This is a genomic window from Pseudomonas sp. BJa5 (assembly GCF_030272875.2).
Lineage (GTDB): Bacteria > Pseudomonadota > Gammaproteobacteria > Pseudomonadales > Pseudomonadaceae > Aquipseudomonas.
Window position 1 is genome coordinate 118642 of sequence record NZ_JALRNG020000004.1, and the last position, 23982, is coordinate 142623.

General features: G+C 64.2%; 21 protein-coding genes. 9 read left to right on the plus strand and 12 right to left on the minus strand.

Translation table 11 applies throughout. From position 1 onward, the window contains the following. Window positions 1–46 precede the first annotated feature (46 nt). Window positions 47–1444 carry a VOC family protein gene (locus M2D63_RS03665; RefSeq protein WP_285861443.1) on the plus strand — a complete coding sequence of 466 codons (1398 nt, stop codon included), beginning with the start codon at window positions 47–49 and terminating at the stop codon, window positions 1442–1444. A gap of 78 nt (window positions 1445–1522) precedes the next feature. On the opposite strand, the gene M2D63_RS03670 is transcribed toward M2D63_RS03665, so the two are convergent. Continuing rightward, window positions 1523–2449, minus strand: coding sequence for a LysR substrate-binding domain-containing protein (locus tag M2D63_RS03670; RefSeq protein ID WP_285861444.1), 927 nt, complete (start codon window positions 2447–2449; stop codon window positions 1523–1525). Between the two features lie 146 nt (window positions 2450–2595). Between M2D63_RS03670 and M2D63_RS03675 the strand changes: the two genes are divergently transcribed. Beyond that, window positions 2596–4008 carry a NorM family multidrug efflux MATE transporter gene (locus M2D63_RS03675; RefSeq protein WP_285861445.1) on the plus strand — a complete coding sequence of 471 codons (1413 nt, stop codon included), beginning with the start codon at window positions 2596–2598 and terminating at the stop codon, window positions 4006–4008. On the opposite strand, the gene M2D63_RS03680 is transcribed toward M2D63_RS03675, so the two are convergent. Beyond that, window positions 3947–5611, minus strand: coding sequence for a bifunctional diguanylate cyclase/phosphodiesterase (locus tag M2D63_RS03680; protein ID WP_285861446.1), 1665 nt, complete (start codon window positions 5609–5611; stop codon window positions 3947–3949). The genes M2D63_RS03675 and M2D63_RS03680 overlap by 62 nt on opposite strands. A 267-nt stretch (window positions 5612–5878) precedes the next feature. Between M2D63_RS03680 and rep the strand changes: the two genes are divergently transcribed. Next, on the plus strand, window positions 5879–7888 hold the full coding sequence (gene rep / locus M2D63_RS03685) for a DNA helicase Rep (RefSeq protein WP_285861447.1): 2010 nt from the start codon (window positions 5879–5881) through the stop codon (window positions 7886–7888). A 63-nt stretch (window positions 7889–7951) separates the two neighbouring features. Further along, window positions 7952–8524 carry a xanthine phosphoribosyltransferase gene (gene xpt / locus M2D63_RS03690; protein ID WP_028689919.1) on the plus strand — a complete coding sequence of 191 codons (573 nt, stop codon included), beginning with the start codon at window positions 7952–7954 and terminating at the stop codon, window positions 8522–8524. A gap of 88 nt (window positions 8525–8612) precedes the next feature. Here xpt and M2D63_RS03695 read toward each other — a convergent pair whose 3' ends face one another. The 6 genes from M2D63_RS03695 to dadA all read right to left on the minus strand — a co-directional run bounded on the left by M2D63_RS03695 (window position 8613) and on the right by dadA (window position 14659). Beyond that, on the minus strand, window positions 8613–10526 hold the full coding sequence (locus M2D63_RS03695) for an acetyl-CoA hydrolase/transferase C-terminal domain-containing protein (RefSeq protein WP_285861448.1): 1914 nt from the start codon (window positions 10524–10526) through the stop codon (window positions 8613–8615). Window positions 10527–10643: 117 nt separating this feature from the next. Beyond that, on the minus strand, window positions 10644–11066 hold the full coding sequence (locus tag M2D63_RS03700; protein WP_353050858.1) for a c-type cytochrome: 423 nt from the start codon (window positions 11064–11066) through the stop codon (window positions 10644–10646). 141 nt (window positions 11067–11207) lie between these two features. Then, the gene (locus M2D63_RS03705) at window positions 11208–11756 is read right to left on the minus strand and encodes a cupin domain-containing protein (RefSeq protein WP_028942437.1); all 549 of its coding nucleotides are present in this window, start codon (window positions 11754–11756) and stop codon (window positions 11208–11210) included. 106 nt (window positions 11757–11862) lie between these two features. Further along, entirely contained in the window at window positions 11863–12936 is a 1074-nt protein-coding gene (gene alr, locus M2D63_RS03710) for an alanine racemase (RefSeq protein ID WP_285861449.1), read from the minus strand. 96 nt (window positions 12937–13032) lie between these two features. Beyond that, window positions 13033–13386: a RidA family protein gene (locus M2D63_RS03715; RefSeq protein ID WP_285861450.1), complete on the minus strand. Its 354-nt coding sequence runs from the start codon at window positions 13384–13386 to the stop codon at window positions 13033–13035. Then, window positions 13358–14659 carry a D-amino acid dehydrogenase gene (gene dadA, locus M2D63_RS03720; protein ID WP_285861452.1) on the minus strand — a complete coding sequence of 434 codons (1302 nt, stop codon included), beginning with the start codon at window positions 14657–14659 and terminating at the stop codon, window positions 13358–13360. Before dadA ends, M2D63_RS03715 begins: the two co-directional genes overlap by 29 nt. A gap of 156 nt (window positions 14660–14815) precedes the next feature. Between dadA and dadR the strand changes: the two genes are divergently transcribed. Continuing rightward, entirely contained in the window at window positions 14816–15304 is a 489-nt protein-coding gene (dadR, locus tag M2D63_RS03725; RefSeq protein ID WP_027980766.1) for a transcriptional regulator DadR, read from the plus strand. 3 nt (window positions 15305–15307) lie between these two features. Here the strand turns inward: dadR and M2D63_RS03730 are convergent, their stop codons facing one another. After that, window positions 15308–15661, minus strand: coding sequence for a YkgJ family cysteine cluster protein (locus M2D63_RS03730; protein WP_285861453.1), 354 nt, complete (start codon window positions 15659–15661; stop codon window positions 15308–15310). Window positions 15662–15773: 112 nt separating this feature from the next. On the opposite strand from M2D63_RS03730, the gene M2D63_RS03735 reads away from it, so the two are divergent. Then, window positions 15774–17078 (plus strand): FAD-binding oxidoreductase, encoded by a 1305-nt coding sequence (locus tag M2D63_RS03735; protein ID WP_285861454.1) that lies wholly within the window; start codon window positions 15774–15776, stop codon window positions 17076–17078. Between the two features lie 86 nt (window positions 17079–17164). Here M2D63_RS03735 and M2D63_RS03740 read toward each other — a convergent pair whose 3' ends face one another. Next, window positions 17165–17395, minus strand: coding sequence for a DUF1127 domain-containing protein (locus M2D63_RS03740; RefSeq protein WP_285861455.1), 231 nt, complete (start codon window positions 17393–17395; stop codon window positions 17165–17167). A 178-nt stretch (window positions 17396–17573) separates the two neighbouring features. Here M2D63_RS03740 and M2D63_RS03745 point away from each other — a divergent pair, with 178 nt between their 5' ends. Next, a complete protein-coding gene (locus tag M2D63_RS03745; protein WP_285861456.1) occupies window positions 17574–19004 on the plus strand; it encodes a PLP-dependent aminotransferase family protein in 1431 nt (476 codons plus the stop codon). 59 nt (window positions 19005–19063) lie between these two features. Beyond that, entirely contained in the window at window positions 19064–20620 is a 1557-nt protein-coding gene (locus tag M2D63_RS03750; RefSeq protein ID WP_285861457.1) for a phospholipase D family protein, read from the plus strand. Here the strand turns inward: M2D63_RS03750 and M2D63_RS03755 are convergent. Both M2D63_RS03755 and M2D63_RS03760 read right to left on the minus strand, forming a co-directional pair. Continuing rightward, on the minus strand, window positions 20617–21756 hold the full coding sequence (locus M2D63_RS03755; protein ID WP_285861458.1) for an MFS transporter: 1140 nt from the start codon (window positions 21754–21756) through the stop codon (window positions 20617–20619). The genes M2D63_RS03750 and M2D63_RS03755 overlap by 4 nt on opposite strands. 94 nt (window positions 21757–21850) lie before the next feature. Next, window positions 21851–23344 carry an aldehyde dehydrogenase gene (locus tag M2D63_RS03760; RefSeq protein ID WP_285861459.1) on the minus strand — a complete coding sequence of 498 codons (1494 nt, stop codon included), beginning with the start codon at window positions 23342–23344 and terminating at the stop codon, window positions 21851–21853. Window positions 23345–23540: 196 nt separating this feature from the next. Between M2D63_RS03760 and M2D63_RS03765 the strand changes: the two genes are divergently transcribed. After that, complete coding sequence (locus M2D63_RS03765; protein WP_285861460.1) at window positions 23541–23906, plus strand: cupin domain-containing protein; 366 nt, start codon at window positions 23541–23543, stop codon at window positions 23904–23906. The last annotated feature ends 76 nt before the right edge of the window (window positions 23907–23982 follow it).

Consider the following 23982-nt stretch of genomic DNA (forward strand, 5'->3'; position numbering starts at 1 on the left):
ATTCCTCGCTTTCATGTAGGGGTGCCCACTCACCAGGAAGCTTTCGATGCCCGCTCAAGATTTCGTCAGCCCGGACAGCATTCGCGCGCAGTTCTCGGCCGCCATGTCGCTCATGTACAAGCAAGAAGTGCCACTCTACGGCACGCTGTTGTCGCTGGTGAGCGAGATCAACCAGCAGGTCATGGCCGAGCAGCCCGAGGTGGCCCAGGCCCTGCGCTGGACCGGCGAAATCGAGCGCCTGGACCAGGAGCGCCACGGCGCCATCCGCGTCGGCACGGCCGAAGAACTGGCCACCATCGCCCGCCTGTTCGCCGTGATGGGCATGCAGCCGGTGGGCTACTACGACCTCAGCTCGGCCGGCGTGCCGGTGCACTCCACCGCCTTTCGTGCCGTGCACGAACAATCGCTGCACATCAGCCCGTTCCGGGTCTTCACCTCGCTGTTGCGCCTGGAACTGATCGATAACCCGGCCTTGCGTGAACTGGCGCGAACGATCCTTGCCAAACGGCAGATCTTCACTCCGCGCGCACTGGAGCTTATCCAGCAGTTCGAACGTGATGGCGGCCTGAACGCCAATGATGCCAACACTTTCGTCGACGAAGCCCTGCACACCTTCCGCTGGCACCAGGACGCGACCGTCAGCGCCGAGCAGTACCAGCAACTGCACGACCAGCATCGCCTGATCGCCGATGTGGTGGCCTTCAAGGGCCCGCACATCAACCACCTGACGCCTCGCACCCTGGACATCGATGCCATCCAGCTCGGCATGCCGGCCAAGGGCATCCCACCCAAGGCCGTGATCGAAGGACCGCCACCTCGTCGCCACCCGATCCTGCTGCGTCAGACCAGCTTCAAGGCGCTGCAGGAAAAAGTCGCGTTCAGCGATCAACAGGGCGCCGCCGGTGGTAGTCACACCGCGCGCTTCGGTGAAATCGAACAGCGTGGTGCGGCGCTTACCCCTAAAGGCCGCCAGCGCTACGACCAGTTGCTCGATGCCGCCCGCGCTGCACTGGGTGGCGTACCGGCCGAGGCCAACGCCGACCGCTACATGAGCCTGCTCAAGGACAGCTTCCAGGCCTTCCCGGATGACCTGGCGCAGATGCGTGAACAGGGCCTGGCGTACTTCCGCTACTTCCCGACCGAGCGCGGGTTGGCAGCGCGCGGCGATAGCCAGCGCCCGACTTCATTGCAGGGTCTGATCGACGCCGGACATGTGCACTTCGAGGCACTGGTGTACGAAGACTTCCTGCCGGTCAGTGCCGCAGGGATCTTCCAGTCCAACCTGGGTGATGATGCCCAGAGCGAATACGGCAGCAATGACAATCGCGATGCCTTCGAACAGGCGCTGGGCAAGTCGGTGCAGGATGAGCTGGCGTTGTATGCGCAGAGCGAGCAGCGGTCGTTGCAGGCCTGTGCCCAAGCGTTGGGTGTGCCTGGGCTGTAAGGGCCTCATCGCGGGGCAAGCCCGCTCCCACCGTGGGAGCGGCGGTGCGACGACTCGACTTGCCCCGCGATAGCGATCTCAGGAACACCCTAGAATCTCAACCTTGGGCAACGCCATCGCATCCGCCTCCCCCTGCAGAAAATCACTCAACCGCCGCAGCCGCTCTCCGCCCGGCCGGGTCTTGGGCCACACCAGATAGTAATCCAGGCCACTGGCCACCGCCGTCGGCCAGGGCAGGCTCAAGCGCCCCTGGGCCACGTCTTCGGCCACCATCAGCAAATCGCCCATGGACACCCCATATCCCCGCGCCGCGGCGATCATGCCCAACTCCAGGGTGTCGAACACCTGCCCGCCCTTGAGCGAGACCTTGTCGGTCAGGCCCATACGTGCCAGCCAGCTGCGCCAGTCGCGTTTGTCCGGGGTCGGATGGAGCAATTCGACACCGGCCAGGCGCCGGGCATCCCAGGGCCCTTCGGCCAGCAGCTCGGGCGCACCGACCGGGATCAGCAACTCGGAAAACAACCGGGCCACTTCCCAGTCCGGTGGAAAGTGCCCGTCACCGAGCAGCACCGCGCAGTCGAAAGGTTCGTGATTGAAATCGACATGGTCGACGTCCATCCAGGCGCTGGTCAGTTGCACCTCATTGCCCGGTTGCAGGTGGCGAAAGCGACTGAGCCGGGCCAGCAACCAGCGCATGGTCAGGGTCGAAGGGGCCTTCATGCGCAAAATGTCATCTTCGCTACGCAGGGTATTGCAGGCGCGCTCCAGCGCGGCAAAGCCCTCGCGCACGCCGGGCAGCAGCAGACGGGCGGCTTCGGTCAGCTGCAAGCTGCGGCCATTGCGCACGAACAGACGGCAGGCAAAGTGCTCTTCGAGGGTGCGAATATGCCGGCTGACCGCGCTCTGGGTGATCGATAACTCATCCCCGGCGCGGGTGAAGGAGCTGTGCCTGGCAGCCGCTTCGAAGGCTCTCAACGCATATAACGGCGGTAAACGACGAGACATGGGCGCTCCTCCACAACGATGTAGATGATCATACCTGCATGAGTTTTAATCATGCCAACGATCGTTATTATCCTTTTGTGGATAACTCTGCAAAGGGCGAGAATCCAAGACTTTCACCCATGTCGTGTCAGAAAAAGGACGATTCAATGCAGGCCGCACCCACTCATGAACTCAAGGCCCTTCTGCGCCTGGCCGGTCCCCTGATCGCCTCGCAGCTGGCGCACATGCTGATGGTGCTGACCGACACCCTGATGATGGCCCGCATCAGCCCCCAGGCCCTGGCCGGTGGCGGCCTGGGCGCGGCCAGCTATTCGTTCGTATCGATTTTCTGCCTGGGCGTGATTGCCGCGGTCGGGACCCTGGTGGCGATTCGCAAGGGCGCCGGCGATACCCTGGGCGCCGCCCGCCTGACCCAGGCCGGGCTGTGGCTGGCCTGGGCGATGGCGCTGGTGGCGGCCCTGGTGCTGTGGAACCTGGAGCCGGTGCTGTTGCTGCTCGGCCAAAGCCCGGACAACGTCCAGGCGGCCGGCCAGTTCCTGCTGCTATTGCCCTTCGCCCTGCCCGGCTACCTGAGCTTCATGGCCCTGCGCGGCTTCACCAGCGCCCTGGGCCGCTCGGCGCCGGTCATGGTGATCAGCCTGGTCGGCACCGTGGCCAACTTCCTGCTCAACTATGCCCTGATCGAAGGCATGTTCGGCCTGCCCAAGCTGGGCCTGGTCGGTATCGGCCTGGTGACGGCGATCGTTGCCAACTGCATGGCGGTGGCCATGGCCCTGTACATCCGCTGGCACCCGGCCTACAACCCCTATCCGATCCGCCAGGGCCTGAGCCGCCCGTCGTGGGCGGCCTTGCGTGAACTGTGGCGCCTGGGCCTGCCGATCGGCGGCACCTACACCGTGGAAGTCGGCCTGTTCGCCTTCGCCGCCCTGTGCATGGGGGTGCTGGGCAGCACCGAACTCGCGGCCCACCAGATCGCCCTGCAGATCGTCTCCACCGCGTTCATGATCCCCGCCGGGTTGTCCTATGCCGTGACCATGCGCGTCGGGCTCTACTACGGCGGCGGTGATCTGCCCGGCGCGCGGCATGCCGGACGGGTCGGGATCGGCTTTGGCGCCTCGATGATGCTGGCCTTCGCGATACTGTTCTGGCTGCTGCCGGAGCCGCTGGTGGGGCTGTTCCTCGACCATGACGACCCGGCCTTCGCCGATGTCATCCAGCTGGCCGTGAGCCTGCTGATGGTCGCCGCCTGGTTCGAGCTGTTCGACGGTGTGCAGACCATCGCCATGGGTTCGATCCGCGGCCTCAAGGACGCCAAGACCACCTTCCTGGTCGGCCTGTTCTGCTACTGGGTGATCGGTGCCCCGGCGGCCTGGCTGCTGGCCTTCTCCTGGGGCATGGGCGCTGTGGGCGTGTGGTGGGGCCTGGCCCTGGGCCTGGCCTGTGCGGCGATCAGCCTGACCCTGGCGTTCGAATGGCGGATGAAGCGCCTGATGACGCCTAAAGGGCCGCCGATTGCGGCCGGGCACCAGCCAGCAGGAAATCCATCAGTTCATCGATAGGCAACGGTCGGCTGATCAGAAAGCCCTGGACCTGGTCGCAGTTGAAACTGCGCAGCAGGTCCATCTGCTCCGGGCTTTCCACGCCTTCGGCGACCACCTCGAGGTTGAGGTTGTGTGCCAGGTTGATCATGGCGTGCACCAGCTTGCGGTTCTCTTCGCGCTGCTCCATGCCGCCGACAAAGCTGCGATCGACCTTGAGCAAGGTGATCGGCAGGCTGTTGAGGTGGACGAATGACGAGAAGCCGGTGCCGAAATCATCCAGGGAAAAGCGCACGCCCAGGCGACTGAGGGCGTCCATGGTCTGTTTGACCAGGTCGTTGCGACGCATCACGGCGGTTTCGGTCAGTTCGAATTCCAGCCAACGCGCATCGACACCATGTTCGATGATCAAGCGGCTCAGGGTCGCCAGCAACTGGCTGTCCTGGAACTGCCGGAACGACAGGTTCACCGCCATGTGCAGCGGTGCCAGGCCCCGCTCACGCAAGGCCTGCATGTCGCGCAGGGCGCGGGAGATGACCCAGTAGCCCAGGGGCACGATCAACCCGCTCTGCTCGGCCAGCGGTACGAACTCGCTGGGCGGCAGCAGGCCGCGTTCGGCATGGCGCCAGCGCACCAGTGCTTCCAGGCCGACGATGTGGCCGTCGGCCAGGTCCAGGCGCGGCTGGTAGTGCAGCTCCAGCTCATCGCGGCGCAGGGCCCGACGCAGTTCGCTTTCCAGGTCCGCCAGACTGCGCGCATTGCGGTTGATCCGCTCGTTGAAGATATGAAAGGTGCAACCCTGGGTGCCCTTGGCCTGTTGCATGGCGATATGCGCATGCCACATCAACGGGTCGGCGCCGCCCTGGGCGCGGGCATGGGCCACCCCCAGGCTGCAACCGATCAACAGGCTCTCGCCATCGACCCAGTAGGGTTCTGCCAGCGCCTCGGTGATGCGTTCGGCCATCCACTCGGCCCGCTGGGGCTCGCGGCGGGTGTCGATCAGCAAGGCGAATTCGTCGCTGCCCAGGCGCGCCAGTTGGTCGCCGGCTTCCAGCTGGCTCTTGAGCCGCCCCACCACCTGCAGGATCAGCCGGTCACCAGCCTGATGACCGAGGGCATCGTTGGCATGGCGGAAGTTGTCCAGGTCCAGGTGGCCGAGGGCCACGCCACGGCCGTCGTTGTCGGCCAGGCGCGCGGCCAGCAGGGTCTGGAAGCCCTGGCGGTTGGCGATGCCGGTCAACGGATCCTGTTCGGCCAGGCGTTGCAGGGTCGCCTCCAGCACACCACGCTCACGCACATGGCGCAGGCAGCGGCGCAGGGTGTCGGTGTTCAGGCGGTCGAGGATCAGCCAGTCGCTGACGCCCGGCGGCGGCACCGGCGGCTCGTGCTCGAGCAGCAGGACCATCGGCAATATGCAGCGCCCGGGGGCCGGTTGCAGTTGCGGGGTGGCCAGTACCAGGGCATTGCGGTCATGGGCAAACAGGCTGTCGACTGCCTCCCAGTTCGGCGCGGTCAACATCACCACGCTACCCGCCAGCGGCGCCAGGCAATCGCGCAAGGCCGCCGCCCACTCTGACTCGTCGGCCAACAAGAGCAAACGCAAGGGTTCGACAGGCGTAGACAAGCGGGCTCCTTAGGACGTGGACACAGTCAAAATGACGATGGGCGGCGAGAACAGTCATCCTAAACCATTAGTGAAAATGATTTTCACTTAAAGTCGAGCCATTCCTTTGCCGACATCCCGCAGGTTTCAGCCACGCATCCTGCGGGAAAGTTACAAAAGCAGCAATTATTAGATCGCGCAGTACGTCACACTGTCAGACGGTCGCGGCAGAATCTTTCCACCCCTGCTAAAATGCGCGGCTATTTTTCTAGCGACCCCGGTTTTTTCATGTCCCGACTCAATCCCCGGCAACAAGAAGCCGTGAGCTACGTCGGCGGCCCTCTTTTGGTGCTCGCCGGTGCCGGCTCCGGCAAAACCAGCGTGATCACCCGCAAGATCGCGCACCTGATCCAGAACTGCGGGATCCGCGCGCAGTACATCGTGGCCATGACCTTCACCAACAAGGCCGCGCGGGAGATGAAAGAACGGGTCGGTACCCTGCTGCGCAAAGGCGAGGGACGCGGCCTGACCGTATCGACCTTCCACAACCTGGGCCTGAACATCATCCGCAAGGAGCATGCGCGGCTGGGCTACAAGCCGGGCTTCTCGATCTTCGACGAGACCGACGTCAAGGCCCTGATGACCGACATCATGCAGAAGGAATACTCGGGCGACGACGGCGTCGACGAGATCAAGAACATGATCGGCGCCTGGAAGAACGACCTGATCCTGCCGCCTGAAGCCCTGGAAAAGGCCCGCAATCCCAAGGAGCAGATGGCCGCGATCGTCTACTCGCACTACCAGCGCACCCTCAAGGCGTTCAATGCGGTGGACTTCGACGACCTCATCCTGCAGCCGGTAAAGCTGTTCGAGGAACACGCCGACATCCTCGAAAAGTGGCAGAACCGTGTGCGTTACCTGCTGGTGGACGAATACCAGGACACCAACGCCAGCCAATACCTGTTGGTGAAGATGCTGATCGGCACGCGCAACCAGTTCACCGTGGTCGGCGACGACGACCAGTCGATCTACGCCTGGCGTGGCGCGCGGCCGGAAAACCTGATGCTGCTCAAGGAAGACTACCCGTCGCTGAAAGTGGTGATGCTGGAGCAGAACTACCGCTCCACCAGCCGCATCCTGCGCTGCGCCAACGTGCTGATCGCCAACAACCCGCACGCCTTCGAAAAGCAGCTGTGGAGTGAAATGGGCCACGGCGACGAGATCCGCGTGATCCGTTGCAAGAACGAAGACGCCGAGTGCGAGCGGGTGGCCATGGAGATCCTCAGCCTGCACCTGCGTACCGACCGCCCCTACAGCGACTTCGCGATCCTTTACCGCGGCAACTACCAGGCCAAGCTGATGGAGCTCAAGCTCCAGCACCACCAGGTGCCGTACCGCATGAACGGCGGCAACAGCTTCTTCGGCCGCCAGGAAGTGAAGGACCTGATGGCCTACTTCCGCCTGCTGGTGAACCCGGACGACGACAACGCCTACCTGCGGGTGATCAACGTACCACGCCGGGAAATCGGCTCGACCACCCTGGAAAAGCTCGGCAACTACGCCACCGAGCGCAAGATCTCGATGTATGCCGCCAGCGAGGAGCTGGGCCTGCGCGAGCACCTGGACAGCCGCTTCACCGACCGCTTGGAGCGCTTCAAGCGCTGGATGGACAAGGTCCGCGAGCAGGTCGCCATGGAAGACCCGATCGCCGCCCTGCGCAGCATGATCATGGACATCGACTACGAGACCTGGATTCGCACCAACAGCTCCAGCGACAAGGCCGCGGACTTCCGCATGGGCAACGTCTGGTTCCTGATCGACGCGTTGAAAAACACGCTGGAGAAGGACGAGGACGGCGACATGACCATCGAGGACGCCATCGGCAAGCTGGTGCTGCGCGACATGCTCGAGCGCCAGCAAGAGGAAGAGGACGGTGCCGAGGGCGTGCAGATGATGACCCTGCATGCCTCCAAGGGGCTGGAGTTCCCCTATGTGTTCATCATCGGTATGGAAGAAGAGATCCTTCCTCACCGTTCCAGCATCGAAGCCGACACGATCGAAGAAGAACGCCGCCTGGCCTACGTGGGCATCACCCGCGCACGCCAGACCCTGGCCTTCACCTTTGCCGCCAAGCGCAAGCAGTACGGCGAGATCATCGATTGTGCGCCGAGCCGCTTCCTCGACGAGCTGCCCGACGACGACCTGGCCTGGGAAGGCCTGGACGATGCCCCTGTCGAAGTGAAAGCCGCTCGCGGCAATAATGCACTGGCCGATATCCGCGCCATGCTCAAACGTTAGATAATCAACCTTTGTCGCGGCGTATTGCCGTGGCCACTCTTGCTACATCGAGGAATTACCACAGTGGAAGCACTGCACCAGAAGATTCGCGAAGAAGGCATCGTGCTTTCCGATCAGGTTCTCAAAGTCGATGCGTTTCTCAACCATCAGATCGACCCTGCGCTGATGCAACTGATCGGCGACGAATTCGCCCGTCTGTTCGCCGACTCGGGCGTCACCAAGATCGTTACCATCGAAGCCTCGGGCATTGCCCCGGCGGTGATGACCGGCCTGAAGCTGGGCGTACCGGTGATTTTCGCGCGCAAGCACCAGTCGCTGACCCTGACCGAGAACCTGCTGACCGCCTCGGTGTACTCGTTCACCAAGCAGACCGAAAACACCGTGGCGATCTCTCCGCGCCACCTCAACAGCAGCGACCGCGTGCTGGTGATCGACGACTTCCTGGCCAACGGCAAAGCCTCCCAGGCGCTGATCTCGATCATCAAGCAGGCCGGCGCCACCGTTGCCGGCCTGGGTATCGTCATCGAGAAGTCGTTCCAGGGCGGCCGCGCCGAGCTGGACAGCCAGGGCTACCGCGTCGAGTCGCTGGCCCGGGTCAAGTCGCTGGAAGGCGGTGTGGTTACCTTCATCGAGTAATCGGTGGCGTATTCATCGCGGGGCAAGCCCGCTCCCACAGGGGTTTTTACCAGCCCCGTGGGAGCGGGCTTGTCCCGCGATAGGTCCATCAAGCGACCACCGTCGCCTGCAACCCCGCCAGCAACAAGCGCTGGTACAACTCCTCCTTGAGCCCTTCCGGCCGCGCCAGCCCCATGCGCGCCAACTGCGCGGGATAGGCTTCAGGCGCCGGCGCATCGAGCGCCGCCTTGCCCAGCTCCAGCACCTCGCTCAACTTGAACTTGCTCTTGAGCCAGTTCAGCGCCCGCAACACATCCCGCTCCTCTGCCGTGAAGTCGCTGCCCAGCGGGTACTCCGCAAACAACTGCGCATGACGTTTGCGCAAGGCCTCCAGACGTTGCGGCGTGTTGTCGCTGAAGCGCGCCTCAAGCGCGAACCCCGGCGCCAGCTTGCCGGCCTTTTTCGCCTGTTCCATCAGCTCGGCCTGGAACCGTGAATCACTGATCGCCAGCAACCGGGCAATCACCTCGGCATCGGTCTGCCCGCGCAGGTCGGCGATGCCGTATTCGGTCACCACCACATCGCGCAAGTGACGCGGGATGGTGCAATGACCGTAGCCCCAGACCAGATTGGAGCTGACCTCGCCGCCCGATTCGCGCCAGCTGCGCAGCAGCAGGATCGAGCGGCCGCCCTCCAGGGCGTGGCCCTGGGTGACGAAGTTGTACTGCCCGCCCACGCCGCTGAGCACTCGGCCGTCTTCCAGCTGGTCAGCCACGCCGGCGCCCATCAGGGTCATGATGAACGCCGTGTTGATAAAGCGCGCATCGCGGCGCTGCAGGCGCTTGAGCGGCTCCTGGCCGTACAGTTCGTTGATGTAGCTGATAGCACTCATGGCAAAGCGCCTGCGCATCGCCAGGGGCATTTCACGCAGGCGCTGGTAGAACGAACGGGGCCCGAGGAAGAAACCGCCATGCACCAGCACACCCTGGTCATCCAGCTGGCCGGCGTTGGCGGCCTGCTGGCGTTGCTCATCGGCGTACACCGGTCGCCGGACGATGCCCGCCTCGACCAGCGCCAGCAGGCCGTTGACGAACATCTCGCTGCAGCCGTACAGGCCCTGGTCGAAGGCTGCGGTGCCGCCTTCGCGCTCGATCAGGCGCTGCCAGGGCTGCAGGTCGATATCGGCCATCAGGGCCTGGTACGCCGGGTTATCCGCGTCTCGGGCCAGCAACGCGCCCGTCAGCGCATCGCCCATGGCGCCGATACCGATCTGCAAGGTGCCTCCGTCGCGCACCAGGGTGCTGGCGTGCAGGCCGATGAAGTGGTCCTGGGTGGTGACCGGCATGTTCGGCGTCGAGAACAGGCGCCGCTGCTCGACCGTATCGATCAGCAGGTCGAAGTCCTGCCGGGGCAGCTCGCAGGCGCCCGGCATGTAGGGCAGTTCGGCATGCACCTGGCCCAACAGCAGGATGGTCTCGCCCGCCGCCCGGCGCCGAGCGATCATCGGCAGCAGGTCGAGGGTGATGTCCGGGTTGCAGCTCAGGCTCAGGAGTTCCGGGTGCTGTGCGTCCTGCGCCACCAGTTGGGCGATCAGGTTCAGGCCCTTGGCATTGATGTCCCGCGCCGCGTGGCTGTAGTTGCTGCTGACATAGTCCTGCTGGGCCATGCTGCTGTGCAGCAGGCTGCCGGGCTGCATGAAGAACTGCTCGACGCGGATATTGGGCGGCATGCTGTCCTTGCGCAGGTCGCCCAGGTAATCGAGCTCTTCATAATCGGCGAACACCCGCTCGACAAAGGGTTCGAGAAAGCGTCGCTGCAAACCGTCACCCAGATCAGGCCGCCCGAGGCTCAGGGCGGTGTAGATTGTCAGACGTCGCTCCGGCAACTGGCGGATGCGTGCGTACAGCGCGTTGACGAAGGCATTGGGCTTGCCCAATCCCAGGGGCAGACCCATGTGAATATGCGTCGGCAACCGCGCCAGCACCTGGTCCACGGCCATTTCGATCGAGCAGCGTTGCGTCATCGGTGCCTCCTGGTCGTCCTTGCAGGTTCGACCGAGCATGGCCCGAGTTTGCTCCCCTGGCCAGTGCCAGAAACGACAAAGCCCGCACAAGGCGGGCTTTGCCGGGAAAGCGCAGGCTTACAGGCCGGACATCTTCTTGATGGCGCCCTTGAGGTCGTCATCCGAGCAGTCGGCGCAGGTGCCTTTTGGCGGCATGGCGTTGATGCCGGTGATCGCCTTGGCCAGGATGCCGTCCAGACCACCCTGGTGGTCGGCACGCTCTTTCCAGGCGGCGGTGTCGCCGATTTTCGGCGCGCCCAGCAGGCCGCTGCCGTGGCAGGCGTTACAGTGCTTGGCGATGATTTCGTCCGGGGTCTTGGCACCGCCACCACCGGCGGAGGCAGCCACTTCCATGCCCTTGCATTCCTGACCCTGAACACACACCTGGCCGACCGGTTCCAGCCGCTTGGCGATGTCGTCGTTGGTCGCAGCTTGTGCGCTGACTGCCCAAAGGGCCAATACGGCAGCTGGTACGGCCAGCATTTTCTTGATTAGATTCACGCGTACACCCTCATGGTGGCTAGTCACGCCCGCGGCCACGGTTTCGCAGGCGGCGCAAGTATAACGGGAACCCTGCCTTACCGAAACAACCCTAGAGTCCAAAGGGTCTTAGCCGCGACAATCCGCCGCGCGCGCAACACCTTAGAAGTTGGCCGGGGTTGCCGCACTGATCAGCCGGGCTGGCTCATCGTAAGGATTGCGGAAGCGGTGCGGCTTGGTACTTTCAAAATAGTAGCTGTCGCCCGCTTCGAGGATAAAAGTTTCCAGCCCCACCACCAGCTCCAGGCGGCCTTCGAGGAGGATGCCGGTTTCTTCGCCATCGTGGGTGAGCATCTCTTCACCGGTATCGGCGCCCGGTGGATAGACTTCGTTGAGAAAGGCGATGGCCCGGCTCGGGTGCGCCTTGCCGACCAGCTTCATGGTCACTGCACCGTCGGAGATGTCGATCAGCTCGTGGGCCTTGTAGACGATCTGCGTGGGGTTTTCAGGTTGCAGCTCTTCGGAAAAGAACTCGACCATGGACATCGGAATGCCACCCAGCACCTTGCGCAGCGAGCTGATCGAAGGGCTGACGCTGTTCTTCTCGATCATCGAGATGGTGCTGTTGGTGACACCCGCGCGCTTGGCGAGTTCACGCTGAGACAGGCCCTTGAGCTTGCGGATGGCTTGCAGTCGTTCACCGACGTCCAAAGCTTGCGCCTCCTAAACGAACGAGTGGGGTCGAAATTGAACGTATCATCGCAACAGCGTTCAGTATTTACAACACTTCGACCCGCAGCCTGTCCGCTTTGGCGTTTCACTCGTCGATATAGTCCAGGGGAACGCGCTTGAGGTTGCAGAAAATCTGATACGGGATCATCCCGGCCTGCAGCGCCACATCGCTGGCCAGCACGTTCTTGCCCCACAATTCCACCGGGCTGCCGACGCCGGCTTCGGGCACGTCGGTCAGGTCGATGCAGAGCATGTCCATGGACACCCGGCCGATCAGCTGGCTGCGCTTGCCGGCCACCAGCACCGGGGTACCGGTGGGTGCCTGGCGCGGGTAGCCGTCGGCGTAACCCATGGCAACCACGCCCACGCGGGTCGGCCGCGGGCTGATGAATTTCGCCCCGTAGCCCACCGGCTCGCCGGCGGGCAGTTCGCGCACGCTGATGACCCGCGACTGCAGGGTCATCACCGGCTGCAGGCGCGCCGCCTCGGCCTGTGGCACTTCGAACGGGGTGGCGCCGTAGAGCATGATGCCCGGGCGTACCCAATCACTGGGGATGTTCGGCCAGCCGAGCACGGCCGGCGAGTTGCGCAGGCTGACCTCGGCACTCAGGCCCTGGCGCGCGGCCTGGAACACCGCCACCTGGTCGTTGCTGGCACCGCTGTCGAGCTCGTCGGCGCGGGCGAAGTGGCTCATCAGCACGATGCGCGTCACCTTGCCGCTGGCCAACAGGCGCTGATAGGCCGCCTGGTAGTCCTTGGGGTGCAGGCCGACCCGGTGCATGCCGCTGTCGAGCTTGAGCCAGACGGTGATCGGCGCGCTCATCCGGGTCTGTTCGATGGCTTCCAGCTGCCACAACGAATGCACCACGCACCACAGGTCGTGCTTGACGATCAGCTCCAGCTCGCTGGCTTCGAAAATGCCTTCGAGCAGCAGGATCGGCGCCTTGATGCCGGCCGCCCGCAACTCCAGGGCTTCCTCGATGCAGGCCACGGCAAAACCATCGGCCTGTTGCTCGAGCGCCAGGGCGCAACGCACGGCGCCATGACCATAGGCATCGGCCTTGATCACGGCCAGGGCTTTGGCGCCGGACAGTTCACGGGCCAGTTGATAGTTGTGACGCAGGGCTTGGAGGTCGATCAGGGCACGGGCAGGACGCATGACGGCAGCCTTCTGGGCAGTCTGGTTGGAAGTAAAAAGCCCGGCGCCCGAACGCAGCTGGTAGGCCGCAAGCGGCACCGGGTGAGGGATTGCGTGTTACGGCAGGGCAGCGACCACCGACAGTTCAACGAGGATTTCCGGCTCGCAGAGCTTGGCCTCGACCGTGGCGCGGGCCGGGGCGACGCCCTTGGGCAGCCACTGGTCCCACACCGCGTTCATGCCCTGGAAATGCGCATCGATGTCCTTGAGGTAGATGGTCACCGACAACAGACGCGTCTTGTCGGTGCCCGCCAGATCCAGTAGGCGCTCGATGTTGCCCAGGGCTTCACGGGTCTGCTGTTCGATCCCGGCGTTCATGTCGTTACCCACCTGGCCCGCCAGGTAGACGGTGCCGTTGTGGGTAACGATCTGACTCATGCGCTCATTGGTGAGCTGGCGCTGGACTGGCATGCTTTGCAGGCTCCTGCTGTTTGCCGTAACGAGAGATATCGAGGCCTTCGGCACTGATCTGCGGCTTTTTACGCGCCATCAGGTCGGCCAGCAAGCGGCCGGAACCGCAGGCCATGGTCCAGCCCAGTGTACCGTGGCCGGTGTTGAGGAACAGGTTGCGGAACGGCGTGGCACCGACGATCGGGGTACCGTCCGGGGTAGTCGGACGCAGGCCGGTCCAGAAACTGGCCTGGCTCAGGTCGCCGCCGCGAGGATAAAGGTCGTTGACGATCATCTCCAGGGTTTCGCGCCGACGCGGGTTCAGCGACAGGTCGAAACCGGCGATCTCGGCCATGCCGCCGACACGGATGCGGTTGTCGAAGCGGGTGATCGCGACCTTGTAGGTCTCGTCGAGAATGGTCGAGGTCGGGGCCATGGCCGGGTCGGTGATCGGCACGGTCAGCGAGTAACCCTTGAGCGGGTAGACCGGGGCGCGGATGCCCAGCGGCTTGAGCATCTGCGGCGAGTAGCTGCCCAGGGCCAGCACGTAGCGGTCGGCGGTTTCCAGCTTGCCGTCGATCCACACACCGTTGATGCGGTCGCCCGCGAAGTCCAGGCGCTGGATGTCCTGGCCAAAACGGAACTCGACGCCCAGCTTGACCGCCATTTCCGCCAGGCGGGTGGTGAACAGCTGGCAGTCGCCGGTCTGGTCGTTGGGCAGGCGCAGGGCGCCGGCGAGGATGTCGGTGACATTGGCCAGGGCTGGTTCGACGCGGGCGATGCCTTCGCGGTCGAGCAGTTCGTACGGCACGCCGGACTGTTCGAGCACGGCGATGTCCTTGGCGGCGTTGTCCAGCTGCGCCTGGGTCCGGAACAGCTGGGTGGTGCCCAGGCTGCGGCCTTCGTAGGCGATACCGGTTTCGGCGCGCAGTTCGTCGAGGCAGTCGCGACTGTACTCGGACAGGCGGACCATGCGCTCCTTGTTCACGGCATAGCGGCTGGCGGTGCAGTTACGCAGCATCTGCGCCATCCACAGGTATTGATCGATGTCGGCGGTGGCCTTGATGGCCAGGGGCGCGTGGCGCTCGAGCAGCCACTTGATGGCCTTGAGCGGCACGCCCGGTGCAGCCCAGGGCGAGGCATAACCCGGCGAGACCTGGCCGGCGTTGGCAAAACTGGTTTCCATGGCGACGGCCGGTTGACGGTCGACCACGACGACTTCAAAACCCTGCCGTGCCAGATAGTAGGCACTGGCGGTTCCGATCACACCGCTACCAAGTACCAGAACTCGCATGTTGATTACCCTCGACGCAGCACGCAGCTGACATTTGTTGTTAATGGCGTAGATGCGCGCAGTATAAGAAGGTAAGCCCAGTGCATTTCACTATATAAAAGCCTATATTTGGCGACAATTCTCGGCAAGGTTGGCTTTTACGGAGGGGCATCCACTATGAGAACCCAGCATCAAAGCAAGCGTGAGCTGGACAAGATCGACCGCAACATCCTGCGGATCCTGCAGGCAGACGGGCGGATCTCGTTCACCGAACTGGGCGAGAAGGTCGGCCTGTCGACCACGCCCTGCACCGAGCGGGTCCGGCGCCTGGAGCGCGAAGGGATCATCATGGGCTACAACGCCCGGCTCAACCCGCAGCACCTCAAGGGCAGCCTGCTGGTGTTCGTCGAAATCAGCCTGGACTACAAGTCCGGCGACACCTTCGAGGAGTTCCGCCGCGCCGTGCTGAAACTGCCGCACGTGCTGGAATGCCATCTGGTCTCGGGTGACTTCGACTATCTGGTCAAGGCGCGGATTTCGGAGATGGCCTCCTATCGCAAACTGCTCGGCGACATCCTGCTCAAGCTGCCGCACGTGCGTGAATCGAAGAGCTACATCGTTATGGAAGAGGTCAAGGAAAGCCTCAGCCTGCCGATTCCGGACTGAGGCTCAGACCAGCACCTGGCGGGTGCTGGCGATGTACTGGTGCACCAGCTTCTCGGCCTGCGGATCGATCATTTCCGCGGGGCCGCGACCATTGGGGCAAGGCAGGCGCGGGGTAGTGCCGAACAGCCGGCAGATCAGCGGCCGTTCTTCATACACCGTGCAGCCGTTCGGACCCAGATGCACACAGTTGAGCTCGGCCAGGGCGGCTTCCTGCTCGGCAGCGCTCTTGCGCGGCAGGCGGGCCATCTCTTCGGACGAGGTGGTCACCGGCCCGCAGCAATCGTGGCAGCCCGGCACGCATTCGAAGGACGGGATCTGCTCACGCAGGAAGCGGATCTTGTGGCTGTTGCAACTCATGGCGGCCTTGGCTGAAGCAGGGAAAGGGCAATTTTGCCTCATGGTTGCCCAGCCGTGAAAGCACGGCTTATCCTGCGTCAAATTTTCCAAACACCCGAACCAGGATGACTTCATGACCGTCGGTGCCCCGCTGCCCGTCTCGCACACCGCTTCCTACTACGCCGCCAGCAGCGCGCCGCAGCCGGACTATGCGCCGTTGGCCGACGAACTGCAGTGCGACGTCTGTGTGGTCGGCGGTGGCTATTCCGGGCTGAACACCGCCATCGAACTGGCCGAACGTGGCCTGAAGGTGGTGCTGCTGGAGGCCCGGCGGATCGGCTGGGGCGCCAGCGGACGCAACGGCGGCCAGCTGATTCGCGGGGTAGGCCACGGCCTGGAGCAGTTCCGCCCGCAGCTGGGTGACAGCGGGGTGCGCGCGCTGAAGCTGATGGGGCTTGAAGCGGTGGAGATTGTCCGCCAGCGCATCGAGCGCCATGCCATCGACTGCGACCTGACCTGGGGATACTGCGACCTGGCCAACAAGCCACGGGACTACCAGGGCTTCATCGAGGACGCCGAAGAACTGCACAGCCTGGGTTACCGCCATGAGCTACGCCTGGTGGAGCCTGGGCAGATGCACTCGGTGATCGGCTCCGACCGTTACGTGGGCGGCATGATCGACATGGGCTCGGGCCACCTGCACCCACTGAACCTGGCCATTGGCGAAGCGGCTGTGGCCGAGCGCCTGGGTGTGCGGCTGTTCGAACAGTCGCCGGTCACCCGCATCGACTATGGCCCCCAGGTGCGGGTCCATACAGCGCAAGGCTCGGTGCGCGCCGCCACCCTGGTCCTGGCCTGCAATGCCTACCTGAACAACCTGAACCCGCAGTTGGGCGGCAAGATCCTGCCCGCCGGCAGCTACATCATCGCCACCGAGCCCTTGAGCGAAGCCCAGGCCCGGCAACTGCTGCCGCAGAACATGGCGGTGTGCGACCAGCGCGTGACGGTGGACTACTTCCGTCTCTCGGCCGACCGCCGGCTGCTGTTCGGTGGCGCCTGCCACTACTCCGGTCGCGACCCGAAAGATATCGCCGGCTACATGCGCCCGAAGATGCTCAAGGTATTTCCGCTGCTGGCGGACGCGCGCATCGACTATCAGTGGGGCGGCATGATCGGTATCGGCGCCAACCGCTTGCCGCAGATCGGTCGCCTGCGCGAGCAACCCAATGTGTATTACGCCCAGGCCTACGCCGGCCACGGCCTGAACGCCACCCACCTGGCTGGCCGGCTGCTGGGCGAGGCCATCAGCGGCGAACAGGCCGGCCGCTTCGACCTGTTCGCCCAGGTGCCGCACCTGACCTTCCCCGGCGGCAAGCACCTGCGCTCGCCGCTGCTGGCCCTAGGCATGCTCTGGCATCGCCTCAAGGAGCTGGTCTGACCTGTGTAGGAGCGGGCTTGCCCCGCGATGCGATGTAGCTGACAGATCGCTATCGCGGGGCAAGTCGAGTCGTCGCACCGCCGCGCCTACGAGCGCCAGAAGGGCTTGAGCCCCTCCTCGAGCGCCTGACCCGGCGTCAGGCCGACATCGCGCAGCTGTTCGGGTGTCAGCTCCAGCAGCGCGCGGCGGCTGTGCCAACGGTGCGCCATCAGCCCCCAGCGACCGAGCCCGACCGGGGCATTGAAGAGCTTCAAGCGCTGCTCGCGGCTCAGTTCTTCAGGGTGAAGTTGCAGGCGCACATCGCTCATGCCGCTCATTGCTTGATTCCTCCGGGGTTGGATAACCGTGGGAAAAGCATGCGCGCTTGAGGAAAAGCATTACAGATTCAAAAACGATGTATTATTTCCATACAGAATTGTCAGCTTTCCTACTGAATGCTGTATTTTTTCAGTATCTGTACTGGTCAGATGCTGTAGTTCTACGCGGGAGTATGCCATGAGTCTCTACGTCAACCTTGCCGAGCTGCTGGGCGCCCGCATCGAACAGGGCCTGTACCGGCCGGGCGACCGCTTGCCGTCGGTACGCGCCCTGAGCGTGGAACACGGGGTCAGCCTGAGCACCGTCCAGCAGGCCTATCGCCTGCTCGAAGACAACGGCCTAGCTGCGCCACGCCCGAAATCCGGCTACTTCGTGCCCGTTGACCGCAACCTCCCGGCCCTGCCCGCTGTCAGCCGGCCGGCGCAGCGGCCGGTGGAAATCTCCCAGTGGGAACAGGTCATCGAGCTTGTCCGCAGCGTGCCCAACAAGGATGTGGTGCAATTGGGACGCGGCATGCCGGACGTCGACAGCCCGACGCTCAAGCCGCTGCTGCGCAGCCTCGCCCAGTTGAGCCGACGCCAGGACATGCCGGGGCTCTACTACGACACCATCTCCGGCACCCTGGCCCTGCGCGAGCAGATCGCCCGGCTGATGCTCGACTCCGGCTGCAGCATCGACCCGGCCGACCTGGTGGTGACCACCGGCTGCCACGAAGCCCTCTCGACCAGCATCCGCGCCGTGTGCCAGCCCGGCGATATCGTCGCGGTTGACTCCCCGAGCTTCCACGGCGCTATGCAGACCCTCAAGGGCCTGGGCATGAAGGCCCTGGAGATTCCCACCGACCCGCTCACCGGCATCAGCCTGGAGGCCCTTGAACTGGCACTGGAACAATGGCCGATCAAGCTCATCCAGATCACCCCGAGTTGCAATAACCCCCTGGGCTACATCATGCCCGAGGCGCGCAAGAAAGCCCTGCTGACCCTGGCCCAGCGCTTCGATGTGGCCATTCTCGAAGACGATGTGTATGGCGACCTGGCCTACACCTACCCACGGCCACGCACCATCAAGTCGTTCGACGAAGACGGCCGGGTGCTGCTGTGCAGCTCGTTCTCCAAGACCCTGGCCCCGGGCCTGCGCATCGGCTGGGTAGCGCCCGGGCGCTACCTGGAGCGGGTGCTGCACATGAAGTACATCAGCACCGGTTGCACCGCGACCCAACCACAACTGGCGATCGCCGACTTCATCGAAGGCGGCCACTACCAGCCCCATGTGCGGCGCATGCGCAGCCAGTACCAGCGTGGCCGCGACCAGATGAGCGATTGGGTCACTCGGTACTTCCCGCCGGGCACGCGCGCCAGCCGGCCGCAAGGTGGCTTCATGCTGTGGGTGGAGCTGCCGGAAAGTTTCGACACGCTGCGCCTGAACCGCGCTTTACTTGGGCAGGGTGTACAGATTGCCGTGGGCAGTATCTTTTCCGCCTCGGGCAAATACCGTAACTGCCTGCGGATGAATTTCGCTGCGCGCCCTACCCCTGCGATCGAAGCGGCGGTGCGCAAGGTGGGTGAAGCCGCCATTCGTCTACTGGCCGAGGCCGACAGCGGCGGGTAACTTTCCGCCGCTACTCGCGGTCAACATCCATAAGCCTCCGTCGTGAAGGACCCATCGCCTTGAGATACCCCTGCGCGCTGCCGTTTTTGCTGTCGCTGATGTTCGCCCTGAGCGGGTGCGCCAGCGTCGGCCAGCCGCGCCAGGTCAGCCAGGCCCTGCCGGCCAGCGACTCGGCCTTCGGCCGCTCGGTGCAACGCCAGGCCTCTGCCTATGACGGTCGCTCGGGCTTTCGCCTGCTGCCCAACAGCAACGAAGCCTTTCGCGCCCGCGCCGAACTGATCCGCAACGCCCAGTCGAGCATCGACCTGCAGTACTACATCGTGCGTGACGGCCTCAGCACCCGGACCCTGGTCCACGAACTGCTGCAGGCCGCCGATCGTGGCGTACGCGTGCGCATCCTGCTCGACGACACCACCAGCGATGGCCTCGACGTGAAGATGGCCACCCTCGCCGCTCACCCCAACATCCACATCCGCGTGTTCAACCCACTGCACCTGGGCCGCAGCACCGGGGTCACCCGGGCCGTCGGGCGTTTGTTCAACCTGAACCTGCAACACCGGCGCATGCACAACAAGCTGTGGCTGGTGGACAACAGCATGGCCATTGTCGGCGGACGCAACCTGGGCGACGAATACTTCGATGCCGAGCCCAACCTGAACTTCACCGACATCGACCTGCTCGGCGTCGGCCCGGTGGCCGAGCAACTGGGGCACAGCTTCGACCAGTACTGGAACAGCGCGCTGAGCCGGCCGATCGGCGACTTCCTGATGACCCAGCCCGATGCCGACGACCTGCGCGCCAGCCGCCAGCGCCTGGAAGACTCGCTGGCCAAAGCCGAGGTCGAGCACAAGGCCCTGTATGACCGCCTGATGGGCTACAAGACCCGTCCTCGCCTGGATATCTGGCGCAACGAACTGATCTGGGCCCACAACCAGGCCCTGTGGGATGCGCCGAGCAAGGTCCTGGCCCGTGACGAGCCGGATCCGCAGTTGCTGATGACCCAGCAACTGGCCCCCGAGATGAACGGCGTGCGTCACGAGTTGATCCTGGTCTCGGCCTACTTCGTTCCGGGCGCACCTGGCCTGCTGTACCTGACCAGCCGCGCCGACGCCGGTGTCTCGGTCAAGCTGCTGACCAATTCCCTGGAGGCCACCGACGTGCCCGCCGTGCACGGAGGCTACGCACCCTATCGCCGGGCGCTGCTGGAGCATGGCGTGCACCTCTATGAGCTGCGGCGCCAGCCGGGCGACCCGAGCTCCAGGCACATGGTGCACCTGCACGGCAGCTCGGATTCGAGCCTGCACAGCAAAGCGATCATTTTCGATCGACGCAAGACCTTTATCGGCTCGTTCAACTTCGACCCGCGCTCGGTGCTGTGGAACACCGAAGTCGGTGTGCTGGTCGACAGCACCGAACTTGCCGAGTACACCCGCGACCTGGCCGTGCAAGGCATGGCGCCGGCCCTGAGTTACCAGGTCCGGCTGGTCGATGACAAGTTGGTCTGGGTCACCGAGGACAATCACCAGTTGCACACCCTGGGCACCGAACCCGGCGGCCTGTGGCGGCGCTTCAACGCCTGGATCAGCAAGGCCGTGGGCCTGGAGCGGATGCTCTAGACCGGCGCCGGTTCGAAGGCGTTGGGCCGCCGCGCCAACAGCACCAGGCCAGCGGCACCGACCGCCATCAACAACGGCAAGGCATGCCCGCTGATCCATTGGCTACCCGCCCCTGCCGCCAGTGGCCCGAGCAGGCAACCGATGCCCCAGAGCTGCGCCACATGGGCATTGGCACGCACCAGGGCGTCATCCCGGTAACGCTCGCCGATCAGCACCAGCGACAAGGTGAACAGACCACCGGCACTGGCGCCGAACAATACCCACAGCGGCCAGATCAGCCAGGTCTGCAACAGCAGCGGAATGGCCAGGCTCGACAGCAGCAAGGTCACCGCGCAACCGCCGAACAAGGTTCGCCGCGACATGCGATCGGCCAGGGCACCGATCGGCAGTTGCAACAAGGCATCGCCGACCACCACGGTACTGACCATGAACAGCGCGATTTCAGTGCTGAAGCCCTGCTGCAGGCAATACACCGGCAACAGGGTCAGGATCATCGCCTCGAACGCGGCGAACAGGGCAATGGCCCAGGCGATGACCGGCAAGCGCCGGCAGAAGCCGAGCAAATCGTAGAACGTGACGCTGCAGGCCTCCGCGCTCGGCGCTCCGTCACGCCCCAGCAGCACCAGCGGCGCCAACAGCAGCAGGCCGGCACCGGCCCAGAAGCCGAAATCATCTTCCGAGCCCAGCACCCCGAGCAGCAGAGGCCCTGCCAGCTGGCTCAGGGCGTAGCTGCTGCCGTACAGGGCCACCAGCCGACCACGCCACTGCTCGATCACCAACTGGTTGATCCAGCTCTCGCCGAGGATGAACACAATGGTCAGGATCATGCCGATCAGCAGGCGCAGCACCAGCCACAGCGGGTAACTGGGCAACAGCGCCAGCAGGCCGATGGACAGCGCCCCACCCCACAGGCACAGGCGCATCAGCCCCGGCGTGCCGAAGCGGGCGGCGAGGCGACTGGACAGACTGGCGCCGAACAGCACGCCGATGGCCGGCATCGCCGCCATCACGCCAATGGCAAAGCTGCCATAGCCCCAGCCTTCCAGGCGCAAGGACACCAGCGGCATGCTCACCCCCAGCGCCAGGCCGACACTGAGCACCGCCGTCAGCACGGCGAAATAGGTTCCCCAACGCATTGCAGCCTCCCAGGCTGTCGTGGATCTGCAGAAACAACACAGCCGGACCCGCATCGAGCAGGGTCCGGCTGTGATCAGGATCGCGCAGTAGCGGTTACAGCTTGATCCAGGTCGCCTTCAGCTCGGTGTACTTGTCCAGCGCATGCAGCGACTTGTCACGGCCGTTGCCCGACTGCTTGAAGCCACCGAACGGTGCGGTCATGTCGCCGCCGTCGTACTGGTTGACCCAGACACTACCGGCACGCAGGGCCTTGGCGGTCAGGTGCGCCTTGGAGATGTCGGCGGTCCACACACCGGCGGCCAGGCCGTACGGCGTGTCGTTGGCAATGTTGATGGCTTCTTCGGCGGTGTCGAAGGTGATCACCGACAGCACCGGGCCGAAAATCTCTTCCTGGGCAATCTTCATGGCGTTGGTAACGCCGTCGAAGATGGTCGGCTCGACATAGGTGCCGCCGGTTTCTTCCAGGGTCCGCTTGCCGCCCACCAGCAGCTTGGCACCGTCACTGTGACCGGCTTCGATGTAGGACAGCACGGTGTTCATCTGCTGGGTGTCGACCAGCGCGCCCACGGTGGTGGCCGGATCCAGCGGATTGCCGGGCTTCCAGGCCTTGAGGGCTTCGAGTACCAGCGGCAGGAACTTGTCCTTGATCGAACGCTCGACCAGCAGGCGCGAACCTGCGGTGCAGACTTCGCCCTGGTTGAAGGCGATGGCGCTGGCAGCGGCTTCGGCTGCCGCGTTCAGGTCCGGTGCGTCGGCGAAGACGATGTTCGGGCTCTTGCCGCCGGCTTCTAGCCAGACACGCTTCATGTTCGATTCGCCCGCATAGACCATCAGTTGCTTGGCGATCTTGGTCGAACCGGTGAACACCAGGGTGTCGACATCCATGTGCAGGGCCAGGGCCTTGCCGACGGTATGGCCATAGCCTGGCAGCACGTTCAGCACACCCTTCGGGATACCGGCTTCAATCGCCAGTTGGGCGATACGGATGGCAGTCAGTGGCGATTTTTCCGAAGGCTTGAGCACTACCGAGTTACCGGTGGCCAGGGCCGGGCCGAGCTTCCAGCAGGCCATCAGCAGCGGGAAGTTCCACGGTACGATGGCGGCAACCACGCCCACCGGCTCGCGGGTCACCAGACCCAGCTGGTCGTGCGGGGTGGCGGCGACCTCGTCGTAGACCTTGTCGATCGCTTCACCGTTCCAGCGCAGCGCCTGGGCGGCACCTGGCACGTCGATGCTCAGCGAATCGCCGATCGGCTTGCCCATGTCCAGAGTTTCCAGCAGCGCCAGTTCCTCGACATGCTGATTGAGCAGCGCGGCAAAGCGGATCATGGTGGCTTTGCGTTTGGCCGGGGGCAGGCGCGACCAGACGCCGGAGGCGAAGGTGGCGCGGGCATTTTCCACGGCACGCTGGGCGTCGGCGAGGTCACAGCTGGCGATGTGCGCCAGCAGGCGGCCATCGACCGGGCTGAGGCATTCGAACGTCGCGCCGGAAACGGCGGCGGTGTATTCACCATTGATGAAAGCGCGGCCTTCGATCTTCAATTGTTGGGCACGCTGTTCCCAATCCGCACGAGTCAGGGTGGTCATACGAAACTCCTCCTCTTGTTAAGGTGCAGTGCCGTACGAGGTCCCACGGGCACTGTCAAAAATTCTGGCTGGGCGAGCGATACGCGCAGGCACCTGCCACCCTAAACCACAGGGGACCCAATTATCAATATATTTGACATAATCAGGCCAAACGCCTACTGATGTTCATTTTATTAAACAAGCAAGAGAAAAAGCCATGCGCATTGATCAGATTGTCGACTTCGCCCAGGTCCTGACCGAGGCCGAACGCTACCGCCCGGCCGCTGAAAAGATCCTCAAGGGCGAACCGGACCAGGCCGTCTACAACCACTACGCAAGCCCCTGCGGGCAGTTCGCCGCCGGCGTCTGGGTAGGCGAAGTGGGCCAATGGACCGTCAATTACACTGAACACGAGTATTGCGAGATCGTGCAGGGTGTTTCGGTGCTGCGCGATGAGGACGGCGGGGCGAAGACCCTGCGCGCAGGCGATCGCTTCGTGATCCCGGCGGGCTTCAAGGGCACCTGGGAAGTGCTGGAGCCGTGCCGCAAGATCTACGTGATGTTCGAGCAAAAAGCCGCCTGAACAGCAACTGGTAGGAGCGGGCTCGCCCCGCGATAGCGCTCTGTCAGTCACATCGCATCGCGGGGCAAGCCCGCTC